The sequence below is a fragment of the Plantactinospora mayteni genome (assembly GCF_016862935.1).
Classification (GTDB): Bacteria; Actinomycetota; Actinomycetes; order Mycobacteriales; family Micromonosporaceae; genus Plantactinospora; species Plantactinospora mayteni.
In genome coordinates, this window is record NZ_BONX01000036.1 from 166,144 (window position 1) to 183,858 (window position 17,715).

The following is a 17,715-nucleotide window of genomic DNA, read 5'->3' on the forward strand; positions in this document are numbered from 1 at the left end:
CCACTCCCGACGGCAACACCGCTGGCCATCGTCGGTCCGGGCGGCCACAATAGCCGGGCGGACGGCATGATCGGCCGCCGGTGCACACCCGCCGCCACACCGCCGACGCCGTAGGTCAAAGGATTTCCGTGCACGGAAGACAGCAACCGCCGGACGCCTTCCCCCGCCGCCCGTTGGGCGTCACCGGGCTGCACGTCACCCCGGTCTGCGTCGGCGGCGGCCCGCTGGGCAGCATGCCGGGCCTCTTCGGGTACGACGTCAGCGCGGAGCGCGGCACCGAGACCGCGCTCGCCGCGCTGACCGGCCCGTTCAACTTCCTCGACACCGCCGCCGGCTACAGCGACGGGGAGAGTGAGCGGCGGATCGGTGCGGCGCTGCTCCGGATCGGCGGCGTACCGGAGGGCTTCGTGCTCGCCACCAAGGTCGACCGGGACTTCACCACCGGCGCCTTCTCCGGCGACCAGATGCGCCGCTCCGCCGAGGGCAGCCTGGAACGGCTCGGCCTGGACCGGCTGCCGCTGGTCTATCTGCACGACCCGGAGAACGTCAGCTTCGAGGCCGGAATGGCGCCCGGCGGCCCGGTCGAGGCGCTGTTGGACATGCAGCGCGAGGGCGTGATCGGGCACCTCGGGGTGGCCGGCGGCCCGGTGGAGCTGATGGCGCGATACCTGCGTACCGGGCACTTCGCGGCACTGATCACGCACAACCGGTGGACCCTGGTGGACCGGTCGGCCGGTGACCTGCTCGACGAGGCGGTCTCGCTCGGCGTCGGCGTGGTGAACGGGGCACCGTTCGGCGGCGGCGTGCTCGCCAAGGGCACCGCCACCTCCACGAAGTACGCCTACCGGCAGGCCGACGACGAGGTGCTGCGCCGGATCAGGCTGATGGAGGCGGCGTGCGCGGCGCACGGCGTACCGATCGGGGCGGCGGCACTCCAGTTCTCCGTACGGGATCCCCGGATCACCTCGACCATCGTCGGAGTGTCCCGGCCGGAGCGGATCGCCGAGACCGCCCGCCTCGCCACCTGGGACATCCCCGACGAGTTGTGGGAGACGTTGGCCCCGCTCACCGCCCCGGAGGAGTTCTGGCGGTGGTGAACGGGCGGTCGCCGCACCGGGCGCCGGGCGTGCGCAGATGCCCGCCCGGCGCCGTCGGGTTGTACATCAGCCACCGACCAGTTCCTGGCACACCCGACGGCGGATGATTTCCGGCAGCGGCAACCGCTCCTCGAAGACCTCCAGATGCCATCCGGTGCCGTGCACCTCGGCCGTCGTCTCGTCACCGAGTTTCATCATGACCATGGTCGCGGAGCATATAGACCGACTACGACGCTCCTGCGGCATTCGCCCCTCGTCGGGCGGGCGCTCAGACCGGCGGGATCCGTCGGCGTACGTCCTCGGCGGTCGACGGCCCCGGCTGCCAGGGAGCCACCCAGGGCAGGTCAGCCGCCGGGGTGACCACACCCTCCTCCAGGAACGCGTACCGGCCGGCGAGGATCCGCTTCGCCGCCGCCGTGTCGACCGAGTCGGTGTTCTCCCACAGCGCCCGGAACAGCGCGGCGATCCGCACCCGGGCCTGCCGGCAGAACAGGTCGGCCAACTCCACGCCCTCGGGTCGGGTCTCCCGTTCGGCATTCGCCCGTACGCAGACCGCCGACATCGCGAACAGTTCGGCGCCGATGTCCACGATCCGGCCGAGGAAGCCCTGCTTGTGCTCCAGTTTCCCCTGCCAGCGGGACATCGCCAGGAACGTCGACCGGGCCAGCTTGCGGGACGACCGCTCGACCTGCCGCAGGTGCCCGGCGAGCTGCCCGTACTCCGCGTACCCGCTGGGGTTCTGCCCGCGACCGACCGCGAGGGTCGGCAGCCACCTGGCGTAGAACGCACCCGCCCTGGCCCCGGCCCGGACCTTCTGGCCCAACTCGGCGTCGGGGTCGATGATGTCGCCGGCCACCGAGAGGTGCGCGTCGACCGCCTCCCGGGCGATCAGCAGGTGCATGATCTCGGTCGAGCCCTCGAAGATCCGGTTGATCCGCAGGTCGCGGAGGATCTGCTCGACGGCGGCCGGGCGCTCACCCCGGGCGGTCAGCGAGTCGGCGGTCTCGTAGCCGCGCCCGCCCCGGATCTGCACCAGTTCGTCGGCGATCTTCCAGGCCATCTCGCTTGCATAGAGCTTGACCAGCGCCGCTTCGATCCGGATGTCGTTTGTGTCGTCGTCGGCGAGCAGGCAGCAGAGGTCGAGCATGGTCTCCATGCCGTAGGTGGTGGCCGCGATGAAGGAGAGCTTGCTCGCCACCGCCTCGTGCCCGCCGACCGGCCGACCCCACTGCACCCGGTCGGCCGCCCACTCCCGGGCCACGTTCAGCGACCACTTGCCGGCTCCGACGCACATCGCCGGCAACGAGAGCCGGCCGGTGTTCAGCGTGGTCAGCGCGATCTTCAGCCCGCGTCCCTCACCGCCGATGACATTTTCGGCGGGTACGAAGACGTCGGAGAAGCGGGTCAGGCTGTTCTCCAGCCCGCGCAGGCCGAGGAAGGCGTTGCGCCGTTCGACAGTGATCCCGGGCGAGTCCGCCTCGACGACGAACGCGGTGATCCCGCCGCGCCGCCCTTCCGACGCCGGCACCCGGGCCATCACCACCAGCAGGGAGGCCACGGTGCCGTTGGTGGCCCACAGCTTCAGCCCGTCGAGCCGGTAGCCGGTGCCGTCCTCGGTCGGCTCGGCGGTGGTGGCCAGCCGGGCCGGGTCGGAGCCGACGTCCGGCTCGGTCAGCAGGAACGCCGACACCTCACCGGCGGCCAGCCGGGGCAGGAAGCGCTGCTTCTGCTCGTCGGTGCCGAAGAGTTTCAGCGGCTGCGGCACCCCGATGGACTGGTGCGCCGAGAGCAGCGCGCCGATCGCTGGGCTGGCCGAGCCGGCCAGGGTCAGCGCCCGACAGTAGTGCAGGTTGGTCAGACCGAGGCCGCCGTACTTCTGGTCGATCTTCATGCCGAAGGTGCCGAGCCGGGCGAGTCCCTGGAACACCTCGTCGGGGATCCGGGCGTCCCGCTCGATCGCCGCCCCGTCCACCTCGGACCGGACGTATGCGTCGAGCCTGGTCAGGAACTCCTCGGCGTGGGCGGCGCGCTCGGGATCGGGCTGCGGCCACGGGTCGATCAGGTCCAGCCGGAGCCGGCCGAGGAAGAGTTCCTTGCCGAAGCTCGGCTTGCCCCACTCGGTCTCCCGGGCGGCCTCGGCAACCTGCCGGGCCTCCCGCTCGGAGACCTGTCCCGCCTCCTTCGGCAGCGGCCCGACTCCGTCCGACCCGCCCGCCGCCGGCCTGTTCCGCTCTGTCGTGGTCACGGCAACCCCCTCGATCGAGTACGGCGGTGAGGTGCCCACGTTCATCGCACCCGTGGAGCGGGCGACCTCCTGACGTGCTGCGCCTGACGTGCTGCGGCCGAATACCTCACCAACGCTACTCCGTTTTGTTACCCGTCGGTAGAACCGGATATGCGCGTGCCGAAATCTCCTGCGGATTCCACAGACGTCCGGAATCTCTCCACAGATGCCACCAGGAATCTTCACTGTCCGGTCAGGAGCCACTACGGTGCGCCCAGGAATCAATCGAGGTAGCTACCGGCGCTCACGGAACGGGTGCCGGGGCAGCGAGGGGGGATCATGGACGAACAGGACAGCCAGGACGGCCAGGATCGCGACGACCCGCCCGCCGACCCGTCCACCGACCAGCCCGCCGAGCGGCCGATCGAGGTACCGCTCCTCGAGTTCATCCGGGCGCAGCTCCGCCGGACTCGGGTCAACGCCGGCCTGTCCCAGGACAAGTTCGGCGGCCGGATCAACTTCTCCGGTTCCCTGGTGAGTTCGGTGGAGACCGGCACCCGACCGCTGGACTTCCGCTACCTGGCCCTGGCAGACCGCGAGCTTGACACCGGCGGCCTCTTCGTGGAGCTGCTCCGGGTTGCCACCAGGGACACCCAGTGGTTCCGCTCGTGGCGGGACGCCGAACGGAACGCCCGGATACTGCGGTGGTTCGAGCCGAACCTGGTGCCGGGCCTGTTGCAGACCAAGGCATACGCCCGGACGGTGATCGCCGCCGGCAGCCGGCTCACCGAGCAGGAGATCGAGCGCCGGGTGGCCGTCCGGCTGGAACGGCAGACGATCCTCACCCGGGAGATGCCGGTGCAGCTCTTCGCGGTGCTGGACGCCACCGTGCTGGGCCGGCTGATCGGAACCCCGGCGATCATGCGGGAGCAGCTCGACCACCTGATCGCGGTGGCCGAGTTGCCGAACGTCGACCTGCTGGTCGTGCCGACCGGCATCGGCATGTACGCCGGGCTGGCCGGGCCGTTCGTGCTGGCCGCGATGGAGGGCAACGGCTGGGTCGGCTATCTGGACAATCTGCTCCGTGGTCAGGTCGTCACGTTGCCCGACGAGATTGATAGCCTGCAAGAGGCGTGGGAAGGCGTCCGCAGCGAGGCGTTGCCGCGCCAGCACTCCCTCGACCTGCTCAAGGAAGCGGCGAAGAAATGGACCTGAGCAACGCCCAGTGGCGCACCTCCACCCGCTCCTCCAACGGCGGTGACACCTGCGTCGAAGTGGCCGACAACCTCCCCGACGCCGTACACGTCCGCGACAGCAAAGACCGCCAAGGCCCCATCCTCACCTTCACCCCCAACGCCTGGCGCACCTTCGTCCACACCGTCCCCACCCACTGACCCCGGCACCGGGCCGGCCGAGCGGTCCCCCCTGCGCGGTCCGGCTCGACCTGCTCAAGAAAGCGGCGAAGACATGGACCTGAGCAACGCCCAGTGGCGCACCTCCACCCGCTCCTCCAACGGTGGAGCCACCTGCGTCGAAGTGGCCGACAACCTCCCCGACGCCGTACACGTCCGCGACAGCAAAGACCGCCAAGGCCCCATCCTCACCTTCAGCACCGACGCCTGGCGCACCTTCGTCCACACCGTCAGCACCCCCTGACGCCCGCGACGGCGCCACCCCCGCGTCGACCTGGACACCAGATGCGCTACGAGGCTGTGATAACGCATCTGGTGTCCAGGTGAGCACAGCGGACCGGACGGGCGGCATCGGCATCGGCGCACCGGGCGTCACGAGGAGTTGCTCAGTGTGTCAGCGCACCGGTCGACGACGACGGGACCTTGCGTAGCTCGGTCAGGGCATACCTCGCGGCCTTCTCCACCGCCGCGATCCCCTTCTGCTGTGTCGAATGGTGGTCGGAGAGTACGGCGACCAGCCAGTCCCGGCCCGGCTCGACGATCCGGCCGATGCTGTGCGCCAGCCACAGCCCGTTGTCGGCGTCGACCGTCGTCCAGCCGTTCTTGACGTAGCTGGCGGTGCTGGCCCGACCGGCTGCGGCGGTGATCCCCCAGTCCTGCTGCTTGTCGACCTCGCCCATCAACCCGAGCAGGAAGTCCCGGCCGTCGTCGCCGAGCGGACCGGCCGGGTCGGTGATCGCGGTCAGCAGCCGGAGCTGGTCGGCCGCCGTCGTCGTGGTCACTCCCCAACTCGAATTGGGGGTCGTCTGGCGCAGCCCGAGGGTCCTGTTCGCGGCGGTCAGCCCGGTCCGGTGGCCGATCGTGGCGTACAGGCTGCTCGCCGCCGCGTTGTCGCTGACCACGATCATCGAGCGGGCGAGCTGTCGCTCGTTCGCGCCGAGTTTGCGCCCCTGGTCCTGGCGGCGCAGCAGCAGCGCCGCCAGGATGTCGACCTTGACGATGCTGGCCGTCTGGTAGCGCCGGGTGCCGGCGGTCACCGCCAGCCCGCTGGCCCGGTCCTCCACCGCCAGCGTGACCCGACCGCCGACTCCGCGCAGATTCCGCTCGATCCGGGTACCCGCCAACGCCGCATAGTCCGGCGTCGGGCTGGGCGTCGGTCGGGGCGGGCTGGCTGTCGCCCCCGGCTGCGGGCCGGCACCCGCCGAACCCGTCCACCGGTACGCCAGCCCGGTGCCGGCCGCGCCCGCACCGAGCAGTGCGGCTGCGGTGGCGGCGAGCAGTTCCCGGCGCCTCGGGCCGGGTCGGCTAGTCAAGGAGGTCCCCCAGCTTCTTCGCCACCGCAGACACGGTGCCCCGGTCCGCCGGACCCGGAACGTTCAGCGTCGAGATCCGATCGCCGCGCCGTACCGCCACCAGCAGCGTCAACCGGGCGGGCGCACCGGGAGACTCGATCCGGCCCTGCACCACCAGCCCGTCGGCGGGCGGAAGATCGGTGTCGAGCGGCGTGAACGAGATGGTGGCGCCATAGGCGTCGTACCGGAAGCAGGTCTTCACCACCCGGCGTACGTCATCAAGGGCCCGCACCGCCCAGCCCGGCTCGTACGCCTCGACGACCTGCGTCGCGACCAGCTCGGACGGCTCGTGCCGGTAGCGGCGCTGCACGGCGCCGATCCGGTGTCCCTGGGCCGGATAGTCCCCGTCCCGGTAGGCCGGACAGTCGGCCTGGAGCCACGGCCACGGCGGCGGCCCCGGCGGATGCGGACTCTGCTGCCATCCCGCGCCCAACCCGCTCGGCTGGAGCAGAGCCAGGTCGAGTGCCGACCGGTCCGCCGGACCGCTCGCGGTCAACCGGGCCCCCTCCGCCACCGGCGGCCGGGATGCCGGATCGGCACCACAGCCGGCGGTGAGGCCGGCCACCGCCAGCACGACCAGCAGCAGGACGACTGTCACGGCCGGCCGGTCCCGCCCGCCCGGCATGCGCCGGACCCGTTGCGCGATCGGCCTGTCGACCGCCTGTAGCGGCCTTGCTCGGGCTTCCACGCTCCTTAATGACGGCCGGCACGCACAGGACGTTGCACGCGACCGTCCGCCATCCGCCATCGACCGTCGGCCGTCCGCTGTCCGCGGTCCGCGGTCCGCGGTCGACCATCGACCATCGACCGTTCGCCGTCGGCCGTCCGCTGTCCGCGTCCGCCGTCGACCATCGACCATCGACCGTTCGCCGTCGGCCGGCTCGGTGCCGGGCTGCCCCGGGACGGGCTACGCCGGGACGGGTCGAGCCGGCCGACGGTCGGTCGGGCTATCCGGTGGCGGCCCGCAACTCCCGCTCCGGGTCGGCCTCGGGCTCGGCTGAGGCCGGCAGGGTACGCGCCGGGCTGGTCACCGGCTTGGGCTTGCCGACCAGGTACCCCTGGGCGAAGTCCACCCCGTAGTCCCGGAGCAGATCCATGGTGGCCTCGTCCTCCACGTGCTCGGCCGCGGTCCGGATGCCCAACGTGCGGCACATCTCGACGATCGACCGTACGATGCCCCGGTTCGCCACCGAGTGCTCGATCCCGGCGATGAACTCGCCACCCACCTTCACCAGGTCCACCGGGAAGTAGGTAAGGAAGGCGAACGGCACGTGCCCCGACCCGAAGTCGTCGAGGGCGAGCTGACAGCCGAGCTGGCGGATCCCGTACGCGAAGTTGTGCGCCTCGGTCAGGTTGCCGATCCGGGCCGTCTCGGTGATCTCGAAGGTGATCTGGCCGGGATCGACGTCGTACTGCTGGAGCCGCTGTTGTACCCGCTCCAGCAGGTGCGGGTCGCCGAGCGAACGCCCGGAGAGGTTCACCTGGTAGTGCGAGGTACGCGAGCCCCGGGCGATGAGTTCGATGGTGCGGTCGATCACCCACCGGTCGATCGGCAGGATCTCGTCCAGCCGCTCCGCGTCACCGAGCAGGGTGGACGCGGAATACGCCCGCCCGGCGTCGTCGACCACCCGGAGCAGGATCTCCTGCCGGGTGATCTGGTTGAGCCGCAGGTCGAGGATCGGCTGGGTGAAGAGCGTGAAACGGTTCTCCGCCACCGTCGCCCGTACCCGGCTCCGGCACAGCTCCCGGCGCTCGTCCTCGGCCGCCGGCTGGTCCAGGGCGACCCGGTCGACGCCGGTCGCCCGGGCCCGGCGCCAGGCCGTCTCCGCGTCCACGATCAGGTCGACGCCGCGGCTGCCGTCCCGCCCCTGGTAGCGGACCAGGCCGCCCCAGGCGTCGACCACCCGGGTCCGGCCCAGCACGAAGGACTGGGACCGGATACCGTCGATGATGGACTCGGCGAGCGCGGTGGCCGAACTCAGCGTGGTCCGCTGCATCAGTACCCCGAACTCGTTCGGACCGGTCAGCCCGCAGACGTCGGAGCGGCGGGCGACCCGGCGGACGACCTGGGCGACCGCCACCGCCAGCCGCTCCTGCTCGTCCGCGTCGCCGTCCGGCTCGCCCTCGATCCCGGCGTCGACGCCGAGGCCGAGGCCGGGACCGGCGCCGGGCGCGACGGCCGGGCCGACCGGCTCGACGGCCACCACCAGCAGCACACCCGGTCCGCCCCGCTGGGCGGTGTCGATCTCGTCGGCGAACCTCGCCCGGTGGAAGAGCCCGGTGACCGGGTCCCGCCCGGCCAGCTCCAGTTGCACCGTCTCCCGTCGGCGGGCCAGTCGCGCCTGCTCCTGGCGGGCGAGTTCGAGTTCGGTGATGTCCCGGGCGGTGGCGATGATGCCGGACGGCCGGTTCTCCCCGTCGACGACGTACTCCAGGTAGCAGTGCACGTACCGGGTGACCCGGTCCGGGCGGATCACCCGGCAGGTCGTCTCCCGGACGGTCCGGTCCCGCCACACCGACTCGACCGCCTCGCGTACCCCGTCGACGTCGTCGGGGTGGACCAGCCGGGTCAGCGCCGCGACCGAGTGCCGGAGGCTGCCGGGCGGATAGCCGAGGATCAGGGCCATCTCGTCCGACCAGGTCAGCCCTCCGCTGGCCCGGGTCCAGGTCACGGTACCGAGCTTGGCCAGCTCGGCCGCCCGGGTGATCCGGGCCGCCTCGTCGGTGTCGGTGGCCAGCGGATCGCGTACCTCGATGTCGTCGGTCAGGTCGCGGCCCTCGGAGACCGCCCGCTGGTATTCCTGCTGTACCCGGCGGGTGGCCCGGCGGGCCCGGGCCCGCTCCAGTTCGCTCAGCGTCCGGTCCGAGGCCAACGACAGGATGTCGTCCAGGTTCATCCCCGTTCCCTCCCGGAGGGCGCATCGAAGCCCGCCTGCTGGGCGAGTTCCTTCAACCGACGCCGAGCCTCCTGCCGGTACGTCCGCACCGTGTTGTACGCGATGCCGAGGATGGCCGCGATCTCGTGGTCGGACCAGCCGTCCAGTGCCAGTACGAAGACCTCGGCCTGCCGGGGCGGCAGTCTGGGCAGCCAGCCGCGCAACAGTTCCCGGGCCTCCGCCGGGTCGGCCGGTTCGGCGAGCCGCTCCGGCGGTATCTCCTCCAGGCTGACCGTCACGTCCTGCCGGCGGCGCCGGTGCAGTACCAGCAGCTTGTAGCGGGCGGTCTTGTACATCCAGGCCAGCGGCTTCTCGTAGTCGCGGATCTGCTCCCACTTGTCCCGCGCGGTGATGAACGCCTCCTGTACGGCGTCCTCGACCAGCCCCCGGTCCGCGCACTGGGCGAGCAGGAAGCGCTCGACCAGCACGAAGTTCCGCTGGCAGAACGCCTCGAAGCTCACCTCGGACTCGGCCTGGCCCCGGTCCCCCAACCGGGCGGCCGACTCGGCCCGCACCACCGCGTTGTCCCCGCTCCTCATGCCGTCACCTCGGCGCCGTCCCGAGCCGCCCGACCGAGCAGAATGATTCGCTCGCTCATGCCGCCTCGCCCCCGTCTGTTCGACGCAGGCCCCGCAGTTCCACGACCCGGTGCCCGTCGCGGTCCCGCTCGTCGATCCGTACGTCGGCGGAGTGGCCGCCGACCAGCCGGATCAGGCCCATGGTCCGGGCCCGGGTCCGCGCCGACCACTCCCGTTCCGCCTGCACCCGGCTGCGGTACCGCAGAAAGCCCCGAACCAGCAGCCCCAACCCCCCGATCAGGCCCACCAGCACTGCCACCGAACTCCCGGTCGACAGTCCCCCCAGAACCTCGCTCATCCTCGCCTCTCGCAGTCCGTAGTTGTCCTTCCCGCGTATAACTCTCCGTCAGGGGTCCGCGTGTAGGGGGCGACCCGCCCGGGTGAAGATGCCAATGATCAAAAAAGTGGCGCCTAGCTGGCATGGTTCCTCCGATCAGCCACAGTAGACAGGCCGATCAAACGAACACATTTACTGTCCAGTATGGATTGCACAGAGTGATGACACAGTGCGGGCGGAGTACGCTCACTCGACGGCGTCGGGGCGGGCGGCGACCGGCTCGTCGTCGTCCTCCTCGGGCTCACCCCAGTTGCGGCGCAGGAACGGCAGCGCGGCCCAGAAGGTCAGGAACCAGATCGCGGTCAGCCCGCTGAGTACGAACGCCACCGGCCGGGGCAGCAGGAAGTCGGTGATCAGCAGCACCGAGCTGACCATCGAGATCAGCATGAAGGCCAGTCCGCCGCTCGCCATGGCGTGCGCGAACCGGACCAGTTCCGGCTTGCGCCCCCGTCGGAAGAGCGCCTGGTGGAAGGCGACCGGGGAGATGATCAAGGCGGTGGCCGCCGCCGCCGACAGCAGCGCGACCACGTAGGTGTCCTTCTGGAACGTGGTGGCCCGTGGAAAGCCGTTACTGAAGGGCAGGGTGAGCAGGAAGGCGAACAGGATCTGCACCCCCGTCTGCGCCACCCGCAACTCCTGCAACAGGTCGGCGAAGTTACGCTGCCAACGCTGCTTTTCCGTCTCGACGGCCACCTGCGCCACCTCCCCAACCGGTCGGAGTTCGGAGCAGTGTGCCCTGACCGGCCGTGGGTGAAACGCGACCGCCTCGAAGGCGTGCCCGGAGGCCGCACCGGCAGCGGACCGGGCGGCGTCGGGAGATCGGATCCGGCAGGGTCAGGAGCCCCGAGAGGCCGCACCGGCAGTGGACCGGGCGGCGTGGGGAGATCGGATCCGGCGAGGTCAGGCGCCCCGTCCGGGTCCCTTGTCAGGCGCCCCGGCGGGTTCCTTGTCAGGCGCCCCGGCGGATGCGGCCGGCGTACCGGGCTTCCAGGGTGTGGTTGTGCTCGTCGCTGTCCGGGATGTTGGCCGAGAGGTAGACCGGGGGCGTCTCCCCCGCCTCGACCAGCCGGCGGACCACCTCCACCACCACCTGCTGGGCGAGCAGCGCGGCGGTGATCGACGACACCGCACCGACCGCACCGCCACCAGGCAGCGGCAGCGACGCGTCGCCGTACGGGGCGCCGTTGTCGAGTACCACGTCGGCGAGATCGCTCAGCTTGCGGCCGGACGGGTGCCGGGACGGGACCCGGGCCGAGTGCTGCCCGGAGGTGATCGCGACCAGCCCGTGGCCGCGCTCCTTGACCAGCGACGCGAACTCGACGATGGTGCCGTTCACCCCGGAGTTCGAGGCGATCACGAAGACGTCCCGGGGGTCGATCGGGGTCAGCTCGTAGAGCCGGCGGGCCACGGTCGGGTCCCGCTCCAGGGTGGGGCCGAGGATGTCGACCGGCTCGCCACCGCGCAGCACCAGATCCCGCAGCGCGATCCGGTTCGTCGGGACCAGCCCCCCGGCCCGACCGGCGATCTCCATGGCCAGCGCCTCCGAGTGGCCGGTACCGAACGCCTGCACCACACCGCCGGCCCGGAGCGCGTCGGTGACCAGGTCGGCCGCCCGGCGTACGCCGTCCCGGGCAGCCGCCGCCACCCGCCCGATCGTCTCGGTGACCTCGTCGAGATAGCCCTCGGGGCTGAGTGTCACGGTCACGGGTCCCTTCGAGATGTTGATCTGGGCCATCCACCCTATCCCGTGACGGGGTGGGCACCACCACATCCGCCGGTTCCGCCGCTGTCGGCGCAGCGGCATCCGGTGTACCGTCTGCGGAACAACAGCACATCCGACAGGGGAGCGCACAGCGCTGAGAGTGCGGGTGACACACCCGCAGACCCTCGAACCTGATCTGGGTAATGCCAGCGCAGGGAGTTCGGTCGAGTCTCCAGCCGCGCCGCAGTCCGGGCCGACCCCGGGTTGCGGCGTGCGTCTTGCCTGGTTCGCCACGCGACTGGGAGGCATGCTCATGACTTCGTCCACCACCACCAGATGGCGCACCGTCGACATCGTCGTCGCCTCGGTCATCGCGGTCGCGTTCGGGGTCATCTTCTGGGCCTGGAACCTGGTCTGGAGCGCCACCGAGGGTGCGTTCACGTTCTTCCCGCCGGCCCAGGCGGTCATCTACGGCATCTGGCTGGTGCCCGGGGTGCTCGGCGGCCTGGTGATCCGCAAGCCGGGCGCCGCACTGTACTGCGAGTTCCTCGCCGCCTTCGTCTCGGTGCTGCTGGGCAGCCAGTGGGGTACCGTCGCGATCCTCCAGGGGGTCGCCCAGGGCGTCGGCGCCGAGGCGGCGTTCCTCGCCGTCGGGTACCGCTCGTTCCGGCTGCCGGTGGCGGTCGGCTCCGGCCTGCTGGCCGGGCTCGCCGCCGCGATCTTCGACCAGATCCGCTACTACTCCGAGTACGACTTCGACTCGTACCGGCTACCGGTCTTCCTGTTCACCGTGCTCAGCTCGGCGATCGTGGCCGGTGCCGGCGGCTGGGCGCTCACCCGCGCGCTGGCCCAGACCGGTGCGCTGGACCGGTTCCCGGCCGGCCGCGAACGTACCGCCGTCTGAGCGGCGCCGACCCGCTGGTGACGTAGTGAGCGTGGTGACGTAGTGAGCGTGGTGACGCCGTGAGCGAGGTACGGCTGCGCGGCTTCGGTTGGCGGCACGCCGGCCGGCGGGCCTGGGCGGTCCGCGACGTCGACCTGCGGATCGGGCACGGCGAGCGGATACTCCTGCTCGGCGCCTCCGGTGCGGGCAAGAGCACCCTGCTGGCGGCACTGGCCGGGCTGCTCGCCGAGGACTCCGGCGAGCAGGAGGGCACCGTCGAGATCGACGGGCTCGACCCGCGCAAGGCCCGGGAGCGGGTCGGCATCGTCTTCCAGGATCCGGAGACCCAGCTCGTGATGGCCCGGGCCGGCGACGACGTGGCGTTCGGGCTGGAGAACCGGGGCGTACCGGCGGAGGAGATCTGGCGCCGCGTCACCGAAGCGCTTCACCGGGTCGGCTTCCCGTACGGCCTCGACCGGTCCACCGCCGCACTCTCCGGTGGCGAGCAGCAGCGGCTCGCCCTGGCCGGGGTGTTGGCGCTCCGGCCCGGACTGCTGCTGCTCGACGAGCCGACCGCCAACCTGGACCCGGCCGGCGCCACGCTGGTCCGGGACGCGGTCCGGTCGGCGGTCGACGACGACACCACGCTGATCCTGGTCGAGCACCGGGTGTCGGAGGCGCTGCCGCTGGTCGACCGGGTGGTGGTGCTGGAGCCGGGTGGTGGGGTGCGAGCCGACGGCGCTCCGGCGGAGGTCTTCGCGAGGCACGGCGCGGCGCTGGCCGCCGCCGGGGTCTGGGTGCCGGGGCCGCCGCCGGCACCGCGCCGGGCCACCGCCGGCCCCGGTGACCTGTTGCTCGCCGCCGACCGGCTCGGCCTGCCGCCCCGGCTGGAAAGCACCGACCTGCGGGTACGCGCCGGCGAGACGCTCGCCGTGCTCGGCCCGAACGGTGCCGGCAAGTCCACCCTGGCGCTGCTGCTCGGCGGGCTGCTCCGGCCCGGCACCGGCCGGCTGTCGGCCACCGAGGCACTGGCCGGCCGGCACGCCGGCATCGCACCGTACCGGTGGCGGGCACCGGTGCTGGCCGGCCGGATCGGATCGGTCTTCCAGGACCCGGAGCACCAGTTCGTCCAGACCACGGTCTTCGACGAGCTGGCGCTCGGGCCGCGCCGGACCGGTCAGCCGGAGGCGCTGGTCCGGTCGGTGGTGGACGAGTTGCTGGTCCGGCTCCGACTGGACTCGTTGGCGGCGGCCAACCCGTACACCCTCTCGGGTGGCCAGGCGCGGCGGCTGAGCGTGGCGACGGCGCTGGCCACCGCGCCCCGGCTGCTGGTACTGGACGAGCCGACCTTCGGCCAGGACCGGCGTACCTGGCTCGAACTGGTCGACCTGCTCGCCGGGCTGCGGGACGGCGGGCACGGCATCGTCACCGTCACCCACGACGCCGACTTCGTCACCGCGCTGGCCGACCGGACGATCCGGCTCGGCGCAGGCGACGTCCACGAGGCGGCGAAGCCGGGTGGCCACGGGGCGGCGGAGCCGGGTAGCGGCCGACCGGCAGGGCGGGCCGGCGGAGCAGCAACGGATCCGGCGGGCGGAGCAGCGACGGAACGGGTCGGCGGAGCGGCGACGGGTCCGGCGAGCGGAGCAGTGGCGGGGCGGGCGGGCGGAGCAGCGGCGGGGCGGGCCGGCACCGGATCGGCGGGGCGGACCGGGTGATCCCGTACCAGCCGATCGCCGCCCCCGACGCACCGCTGGCCCGGCGCAACCCGGTGGCCAAGGTCGCCGCCGCGCTGGTCGTCTCCGTCGCGCTGATCGCCACGGTGGACCCGGTGGCCCCGGCGGTGGCGATCGGTTTCGAGCTGGCCGTGGTGCCGCTCTTCGGAATCCGATATTCGGCACTGGCCCGGCGGGCCTGGCCACTGCTGCTCAGCGCCCTCGGCATCCTCTGCACCCTGGTGCTCTTCGCCGCCGAGCGGACCGGCAGCCTGCTCTGGCAGGCCGGGCCGGTGGCGGTCACCACCGGAGTACTCGGCACCGCGCTGGGCATGGCGCTGCGGGTGATCGCGGTGGCGCTGCCCGGCGTACTGGTCTTCGCGACCACCGATCCGACCGACCTGACCGACGCGCTGGTCCAGAACGTCAAGGCCCCGCCCCGGTTCGCGATCGGGGCGCTGGCCGCGTTCCGGCTCGTACCGCTGCTCGCGCTGGAGTGGCGGATGTTGAGCCTGGCCCGCCGGGCCCGGGGCATCGACGCCGGGCGGAACCCGCTGACCCGGCTGCGACTGTTCGGCTCGACCGCGTTCGCGCTGCTGGTCGGGGCGATCCGCCGGGGTACCCGACTGGCCACCGCGATGGACGCCCGCGGCTTCGACTCGGGTTCGCCGCGTACGTCGGCCCGCCGGCAGCGGTTCACCGCCGCCGACGCCGCCCTGGTCGCCGGGGCTGCGGCGCTGGCCGGCGGCGCGCTCGCGGTCAGCGTCGCACTCGGCACCTTCCGCCCACTGGTCGGCTGATCCGGCCGGGCCGACACCGCCACCCGCAGGGGCACCGCCACCCGCAGGGTCAGTCCAGGGTGGCGATCTCGATGTTTCCGAACGCGACCCGGTAGGACGGCTCCCGGGTCTGGTCGGAGGCCGGATCGGAGAAGATGCCGAGCACCACCCGGCCGGCCACCGGCGCACTGTCCCGGGCCGTGCCGATCTGCCGACCGTCCTGGTAGAAGCGCAGTTCCTCGCCGTCGGCGACCACTCCGACCCGGATCCGGCCGGTCGGCCGCCGGTCCGCCGGGTACGGGAATTCGCCGGCCTCGCTCGCCGTGTCGGACCCGTGCCGCATCAGGTGGTACCCGTCGGCACAGACCCGCAGCACGTACCCGCCCTGCGCGTCGGTGAACCGGTACCAGATCCCGGCGCAACTGGTCGGCTCGACCAGGGTCACGTCGACGTCCACCCGTACGTCGGCCCAGGTCTCCTGCGGTCCCGGGCACCGGTACGGGCCGTCGCTCCGCTTCGACACCACCAGCCCGCCGTCGAACTCGCACCCGACCCGGTGCCGCTCGTCCGTCCTCGGCAGCCACCGGTCCGACCTGGTCAGCGGGTCTGCCACCACCACCCGGCCGAGCGGAGCCGTCCCGCCGGACGGGTCGGTACCGGTCGGCGTGGAGCCGGCCGGCCCGGTCGGGCCACCGATCGTGGCGCCCGGGCCAGCGGCGTTGGCCCGCGGATCCGGTGACTGGCTGGCCGCTCCCCGCTCCCCGCCCGGTGGCAACAGCCCACTGGCGTAGCCGACGCTGACCGCCGCGCCCAGCAGTCCGACGAGCGCGAAAAGCGCGCTGGCGAGCGTCCCCCACCGGCCGCCGCCCCGACGACCCGGCGCGGCAGAGGTGGCAGGCACCGCAGACGCGGTAGGCGCAGCAGACACCACAGACGCGGTAGGCGCAGCAGACACCACAGACGCGGTAGGCGCAGCAGACACCACAGACGCAGCAGGCGAAGCAGGCGCAGCAGGCGAAGCAGGCGCCACCGGCTGCCCGGGTAGCGCCGGGCGGACCGCTCCGGCCGGTGTCCCCGGCACGGCCACGGCTGCCGGGGCGGATCCGGCCGCCCCCGGCGTGCCGGGTAGTGGGGTGGTCCGCGCGGCCTGGCCTCCGACCAGCACGGTCTCGGCCAGCGGGCGCTGGTCGGTGGCGGCCTGGGCCTGCTCGACCGCGGCCAGCAGGTCCGGTTGCCCGACCAGCGTCTCGGCGGCCTGGCCGGCCCGGTCCGGCCCACCGGTCAGCAGCCGGTCCAGCAGGTCACGGGTGGTCGGCCGGCGGTGCGGCTCCTTGGCCAGCGCCAGTTCGACCAGTTCGCGGAGAGGCGCGGTCAACCCGTCGAGATCGGGCTCCTCGGTCACGATCCGTACGGCGGTCGCGGCCGGCGTCTCGGCCGCGAACGGGGTACGCCCGGTGCCGGCGTACGCCACCACGGCACCCCAGGCGAAGACGTCCGCAGCCGGCGTGAGTGTGCCCTTGGTCGCCGACTCGAACCGTTCCGGCGCCATGTACGCCACCGTGCCGATCACCTGGTCGGTACGGGTGCCGGCGGCGGTGCCGTGCATCGCGCGGGCGATCCCGAAGTCGATCACCTTCGGGCTGCCCGGCGGCAGCAGTACGTTGCTCGGCTTGAGGTCGCGGTGGATCACCCCGGCGCCGTGGATCGCGGTCAGCGCGGTCGCCATCCCGACCGCCAGCCCGTAGAGGTTGCCCGGGGTCAGCGGGCCACCGTCGGCGACCACGGTGGCGAGGCTGGGTCCGTCGACGTACTCGACGACCAGGTAGGGCGGATCGTGGTCGGGGTCGGCGTCGAGCACCTCGGCGGTGCAGAACGGTGGCACCTGCCGGGCCCGCTTCACCTCGCCCCGGAAGCGGCGCCGGAACTCGGCGTCGTGCGCCAGGTCCGGCCGGATCACCTTGACCGCGACCGTACGCCCGTCGGCCAGCCGCGCCAGGTAGACGGTGCCCATGCCGCCCTCGCCCAACCGACCGACCAGCTCACACGGGCCGAGTCGGCGTGGATCGGTGGGCCGGAGCGGTTGCGCCCCGGCAGCCTCGCCCGTCATCCCGACCCTCCACCGCCCCGTGGTCCAGCACCCCGTCACCGGAAGTCGAGTAAGTATCACACTGGATCAGCCCCGGCGGCAGGCCGGTCGGGAGTGGCTCGACCGGCCGGTCCAATGCACCGGCGCGCCGGGTTGCCGGGTACCGCACCCGGATACGCCGGCGGAGACCGGGACCCGGGCCGTCCACAGTGAACCTTTCAACCCCGAACCGCGCGGCGGGTGCACCCCGACTTCCCCTGTGGCCAGGACGAACCACAGGGGAAGGCCGGAGAAGGTGCGGTAGTTGGACGGTGGGACCTTTGCGGGGCTCGACGCGATCGCGGCAGCCGGGGCCGGCTCAGCTACGCCGGAAGGCGTACCGGCGGGACGACGCGGCGCCCCGGCCACGTCCGACCCCGCCCGGGCCGCCGCCGTTCCGGATCGGCGGGCCGGCCTTCGGCGCCGCCGGTGGCTGGGCCGTCGGGGTGTCGTCACCCGGCAACACGATCGGGGCGGCGAGTTCGACCGACTCGTCCGCCGGGCGGCCAGCCCGGGCCGGTGAGCCGGTTCCGGTACGGCGGGTGTTCTTGCTGGACTTTCGATTGGCAGGCATA

At 72.4% G+C, this 17,715-nt stretch carries 17 protein-coding genes, 1 pseudogene and 1 riboswitch; of the genes and pseudogenes, 7 read left to right on the top strand and 11 right to left on the bottom strand.

Translation table 11 applies throughout. From position 1 onward, the window contains the following. The first annotated feature begins 128 nt into the window (after positions 1–128). On the top strand, positions 129–1,097 hold the full coding sequence (locus Pma05_RS26385) for an aldo/keto reductase (RefSeq protein ID WP_239313121.1): 969 nt from the start codon (positions 129–131) through the stop codon (positions 1,095–1,097). A 66-nt stretch (positions 1,098–1,163) separates the two neighbouring features. On the opposite strand, the gene Pma05_RS26390 is transcribed toward Pma05_RS26385, so the two are convergent. After that, positions 1,164–1,301, bottom strand: a complete 138-nt coding sequence (locus Pma05_RS26390; protein WP_203860167.1) for a hypothetical protein — start codon at positions 1,299–1,301, stop codon at positions 1,164–1,166. Between the two features lie 64 nt (positions 1,302–1,365). Beyond that, positions 1,366–3,342, bottom strand: a complete 1,977-nt coding sequence (locus Pma05_RS26395) for an acyl-CoA dehydrogenase family protein (RefSeq protein WP_203860168.1) — start codon at positions 3,340–3,342, stop codon at positions 1,366–1,368. 318 nt (positions 3,343–3,660) lie between these two features. Here Pma05_RS26395 and Pma05_RS26400 point away from each other — a divergent pair, with 318 nt between their 5' ends. The 3 genes from Pma05_RS26400 (at position 3,661) to Pma05_RS26410 (ending at position 4,977) form a co-directional block, all read left to right on the top strand. Beyond that, positions 3,661–4,536 (top strand): helix-turn-helix domain-containing protein, encoded by an 876-nt coding sequence (locus tag Pma05_RS26400; protein WP_203860169.1) that lies wholly within the window; start codon positions 3,661–3,663, stop codon positions 4,534–4,536. Further along, on the top strand, positions 4,527–4,715 hold the full coding sequence (locus Pma05_RS26405; protein WP_203860170.1) for a DUF397 domain-containing protein: 189 nt from the start codon (positions 4,527–4,529) through the stop codon (positions 4,713–4,715). Before Pma05_RS26400 ends, Pma05_RS26405 begins: the two co-directional genes overlap by 10 nt. Positions 4,716–4,788: 73 nt before the next feature. Next, positions 4,789–4,977, top strand: a complete 189-nt coding sequence (locus Pma05_RS26410; protein WP_203860171.1) for a DUF397 domain-containing protein — start codon at positions 4,789–4,791, stop codon at positions 4,975–4,977. A gap of 142 nt (positions 4,978–5,119) precedes the next feature. On the opposite strand, the gene Pma05_RS26415 is transcribed toward Pma05_RS26410, so the two are convergent. The 7 genes from Pma05_RS26415 to Pma05_RS26445 all read right to left on the bottom strand — a co-directional run bounded on the left by Pma05_RS26415 (position 5,120) and on the right by Pma05_RS26445 (position 11,635). Further along, positions 5,120–6,046 (bottom strand): serine hydrolase, encoded by a 927-nt coding sequence (locus tag Pma05_RS26415; protein WP_203860172.1) that lies wholly within the window; start codon positions 6,044–6,046, stop codon positions 5,120–5,122. Then, entirely contained in the window at positions 6,039–6,683 is a 645-nt protein-coding gene (locus tag Pma05_RS26420) for a hypothetical protein (RefSeq protein WP_203860173.1), read from the bottom strand. The genes Pma05_RS26415 and Pma05_RS26420 overlap by 8 nt, the downstream gene beginning before the upstream one ends. 349 nt (positions 6,684–7,032) lie before the next feature. Continuing rightward, positions 7,033–8,982 carry an EAL domain-containing protein gene (locus Pma05_RS43560; protein ID WP_203860174.1) on the bottom strand — a complete coding sequence of 650 codons (1,950 nt, stop codon included), beginning with the start codon at positions 8,980–8,982 and terminating at the stop codon, positions 7,033–7,035. Beyond that, entirely contained in the window at positions 8,979–9,560 is a 582-nt protein-coding gene (locus tag Pma05_RS26430) for an RNA polymerase sigma factor (protein ID WP_203860175.1), read from the bottom strand. Before Pma05_RS26430 ends, Pma05_RS43560 begins: the two co-directional genes overlap by 4 nt. 55 nt (positions 9,561–9,615) lie before the next feature. Next, entirely contained in the window at positions 9,616–9,897 is a 282-nt protein-coding gene (locus tag Pma05_RS26435; RefSeq protein ID WP_203860176.1) for a hypothetical protein, read from the bottom strand. Between the two features lie 225 nt (positions 9,898–10,122). Further along, positions 10,123–10,629 carry a DUF6328 family protein gene (locus Pma05_RS26440; RefSeq protein ID WP_203860177.1) on the bottom strand — a complete coding sequence of 169 codons (507 nt, stop codon included), beginning with the start codon at positions 10,627–10,629 and terminating at the stop codon, positions 10,123–10,125. Positions 10,630–10,885: 256 nt separating this feature from the next. Beyond that, a complete protein-coding gene (locus Pma05_RS26445) occupies positions 10,886–11,635 on the bottom strand; it encodes a sugar isomerase domain-containing protein (protein WP_203860296.1) in 750 nt (249 codons plus the stop codon). A gap of 131 nt (positions 11,636–11,766) precedes the next feature. Continuing rightward, a riboswitch (TPP riboswitch) is annotated at positions 11,767–11,874 on the top strand. Positions 11,875–11,951: 77 nt separating this feature from the next. Here Pma05_RS26445 and Pma05_RS26450 point away from each other — a divergent pair. From Pma05_RS26450 to Pma05_RS26460, 3 genes and pseudogenes are all read left to right on the top strand, one after another. Then, positions 11,952–12,542: an ECF transporter S component gene (locus tag Pma05_RS26450; RefSeq protein WP_203860178.1), complete on the top strand. Its 591-nt coding sequence runs from the start codon at positions 11,952–11,954 to the stop codon at positions 12,540–12,542. A gap of 59 nt (positions 12,543–12,601) precedes the next feature. Then, positions 12,602–14,005: pseudogene (locus tag Pma05_RS26455) on the top strand (ABC transporter ATP-binding protein); the annotation flags it as partial. Between the two features lie 230 nt (positions 14,006–14,235). Then, the gene (locus tag Pma05_RS26460) at positions 14,236–15,036 is read left to right on the top strand and encodes an energy-coupling factor transporter transmembrane component T family protein (protein ID WP_203860179.1); all 801 of its coding nucleotides are present in this window, start codon (positions 14,236–14,238) and stop codon (positions 15,034–15,036) included. 49 nt (positions 15,037–15,085) lie between these two features. Here the strand turns inward: Pma05_RS26460 and Pma05_RS26465 are convergent, their stop codons facing one another. Both Pma05_RS26465 and Pma05_RS26470 read right to left on the bottom strand, forming a co-directional pair. After that, positions 15,086–17,122, bottom strand: a complete 2,037-nt coding sequence (locus Pma05_RS26465; protein ID WP_203860180.1) for a serine/threonine-protein kinase — start codon at positions 17,120–17,122, stop codon at positions 15,086–15,088. Positions 17,123–17,459: 337 nt separating this feature from the next. Continuing rightward, positions 17,460–17,714 (bottom strand): hypothetical protein, encoded by a 255-nt coding sequence (locus Pma05_RS26470; protein WP_203860181.1) that lies wholly within the window; start codon positions 17,712–17,714, stop codon positions 17,460–17,462. Position 17,715 lies beyond the last annotated feature (1 nt).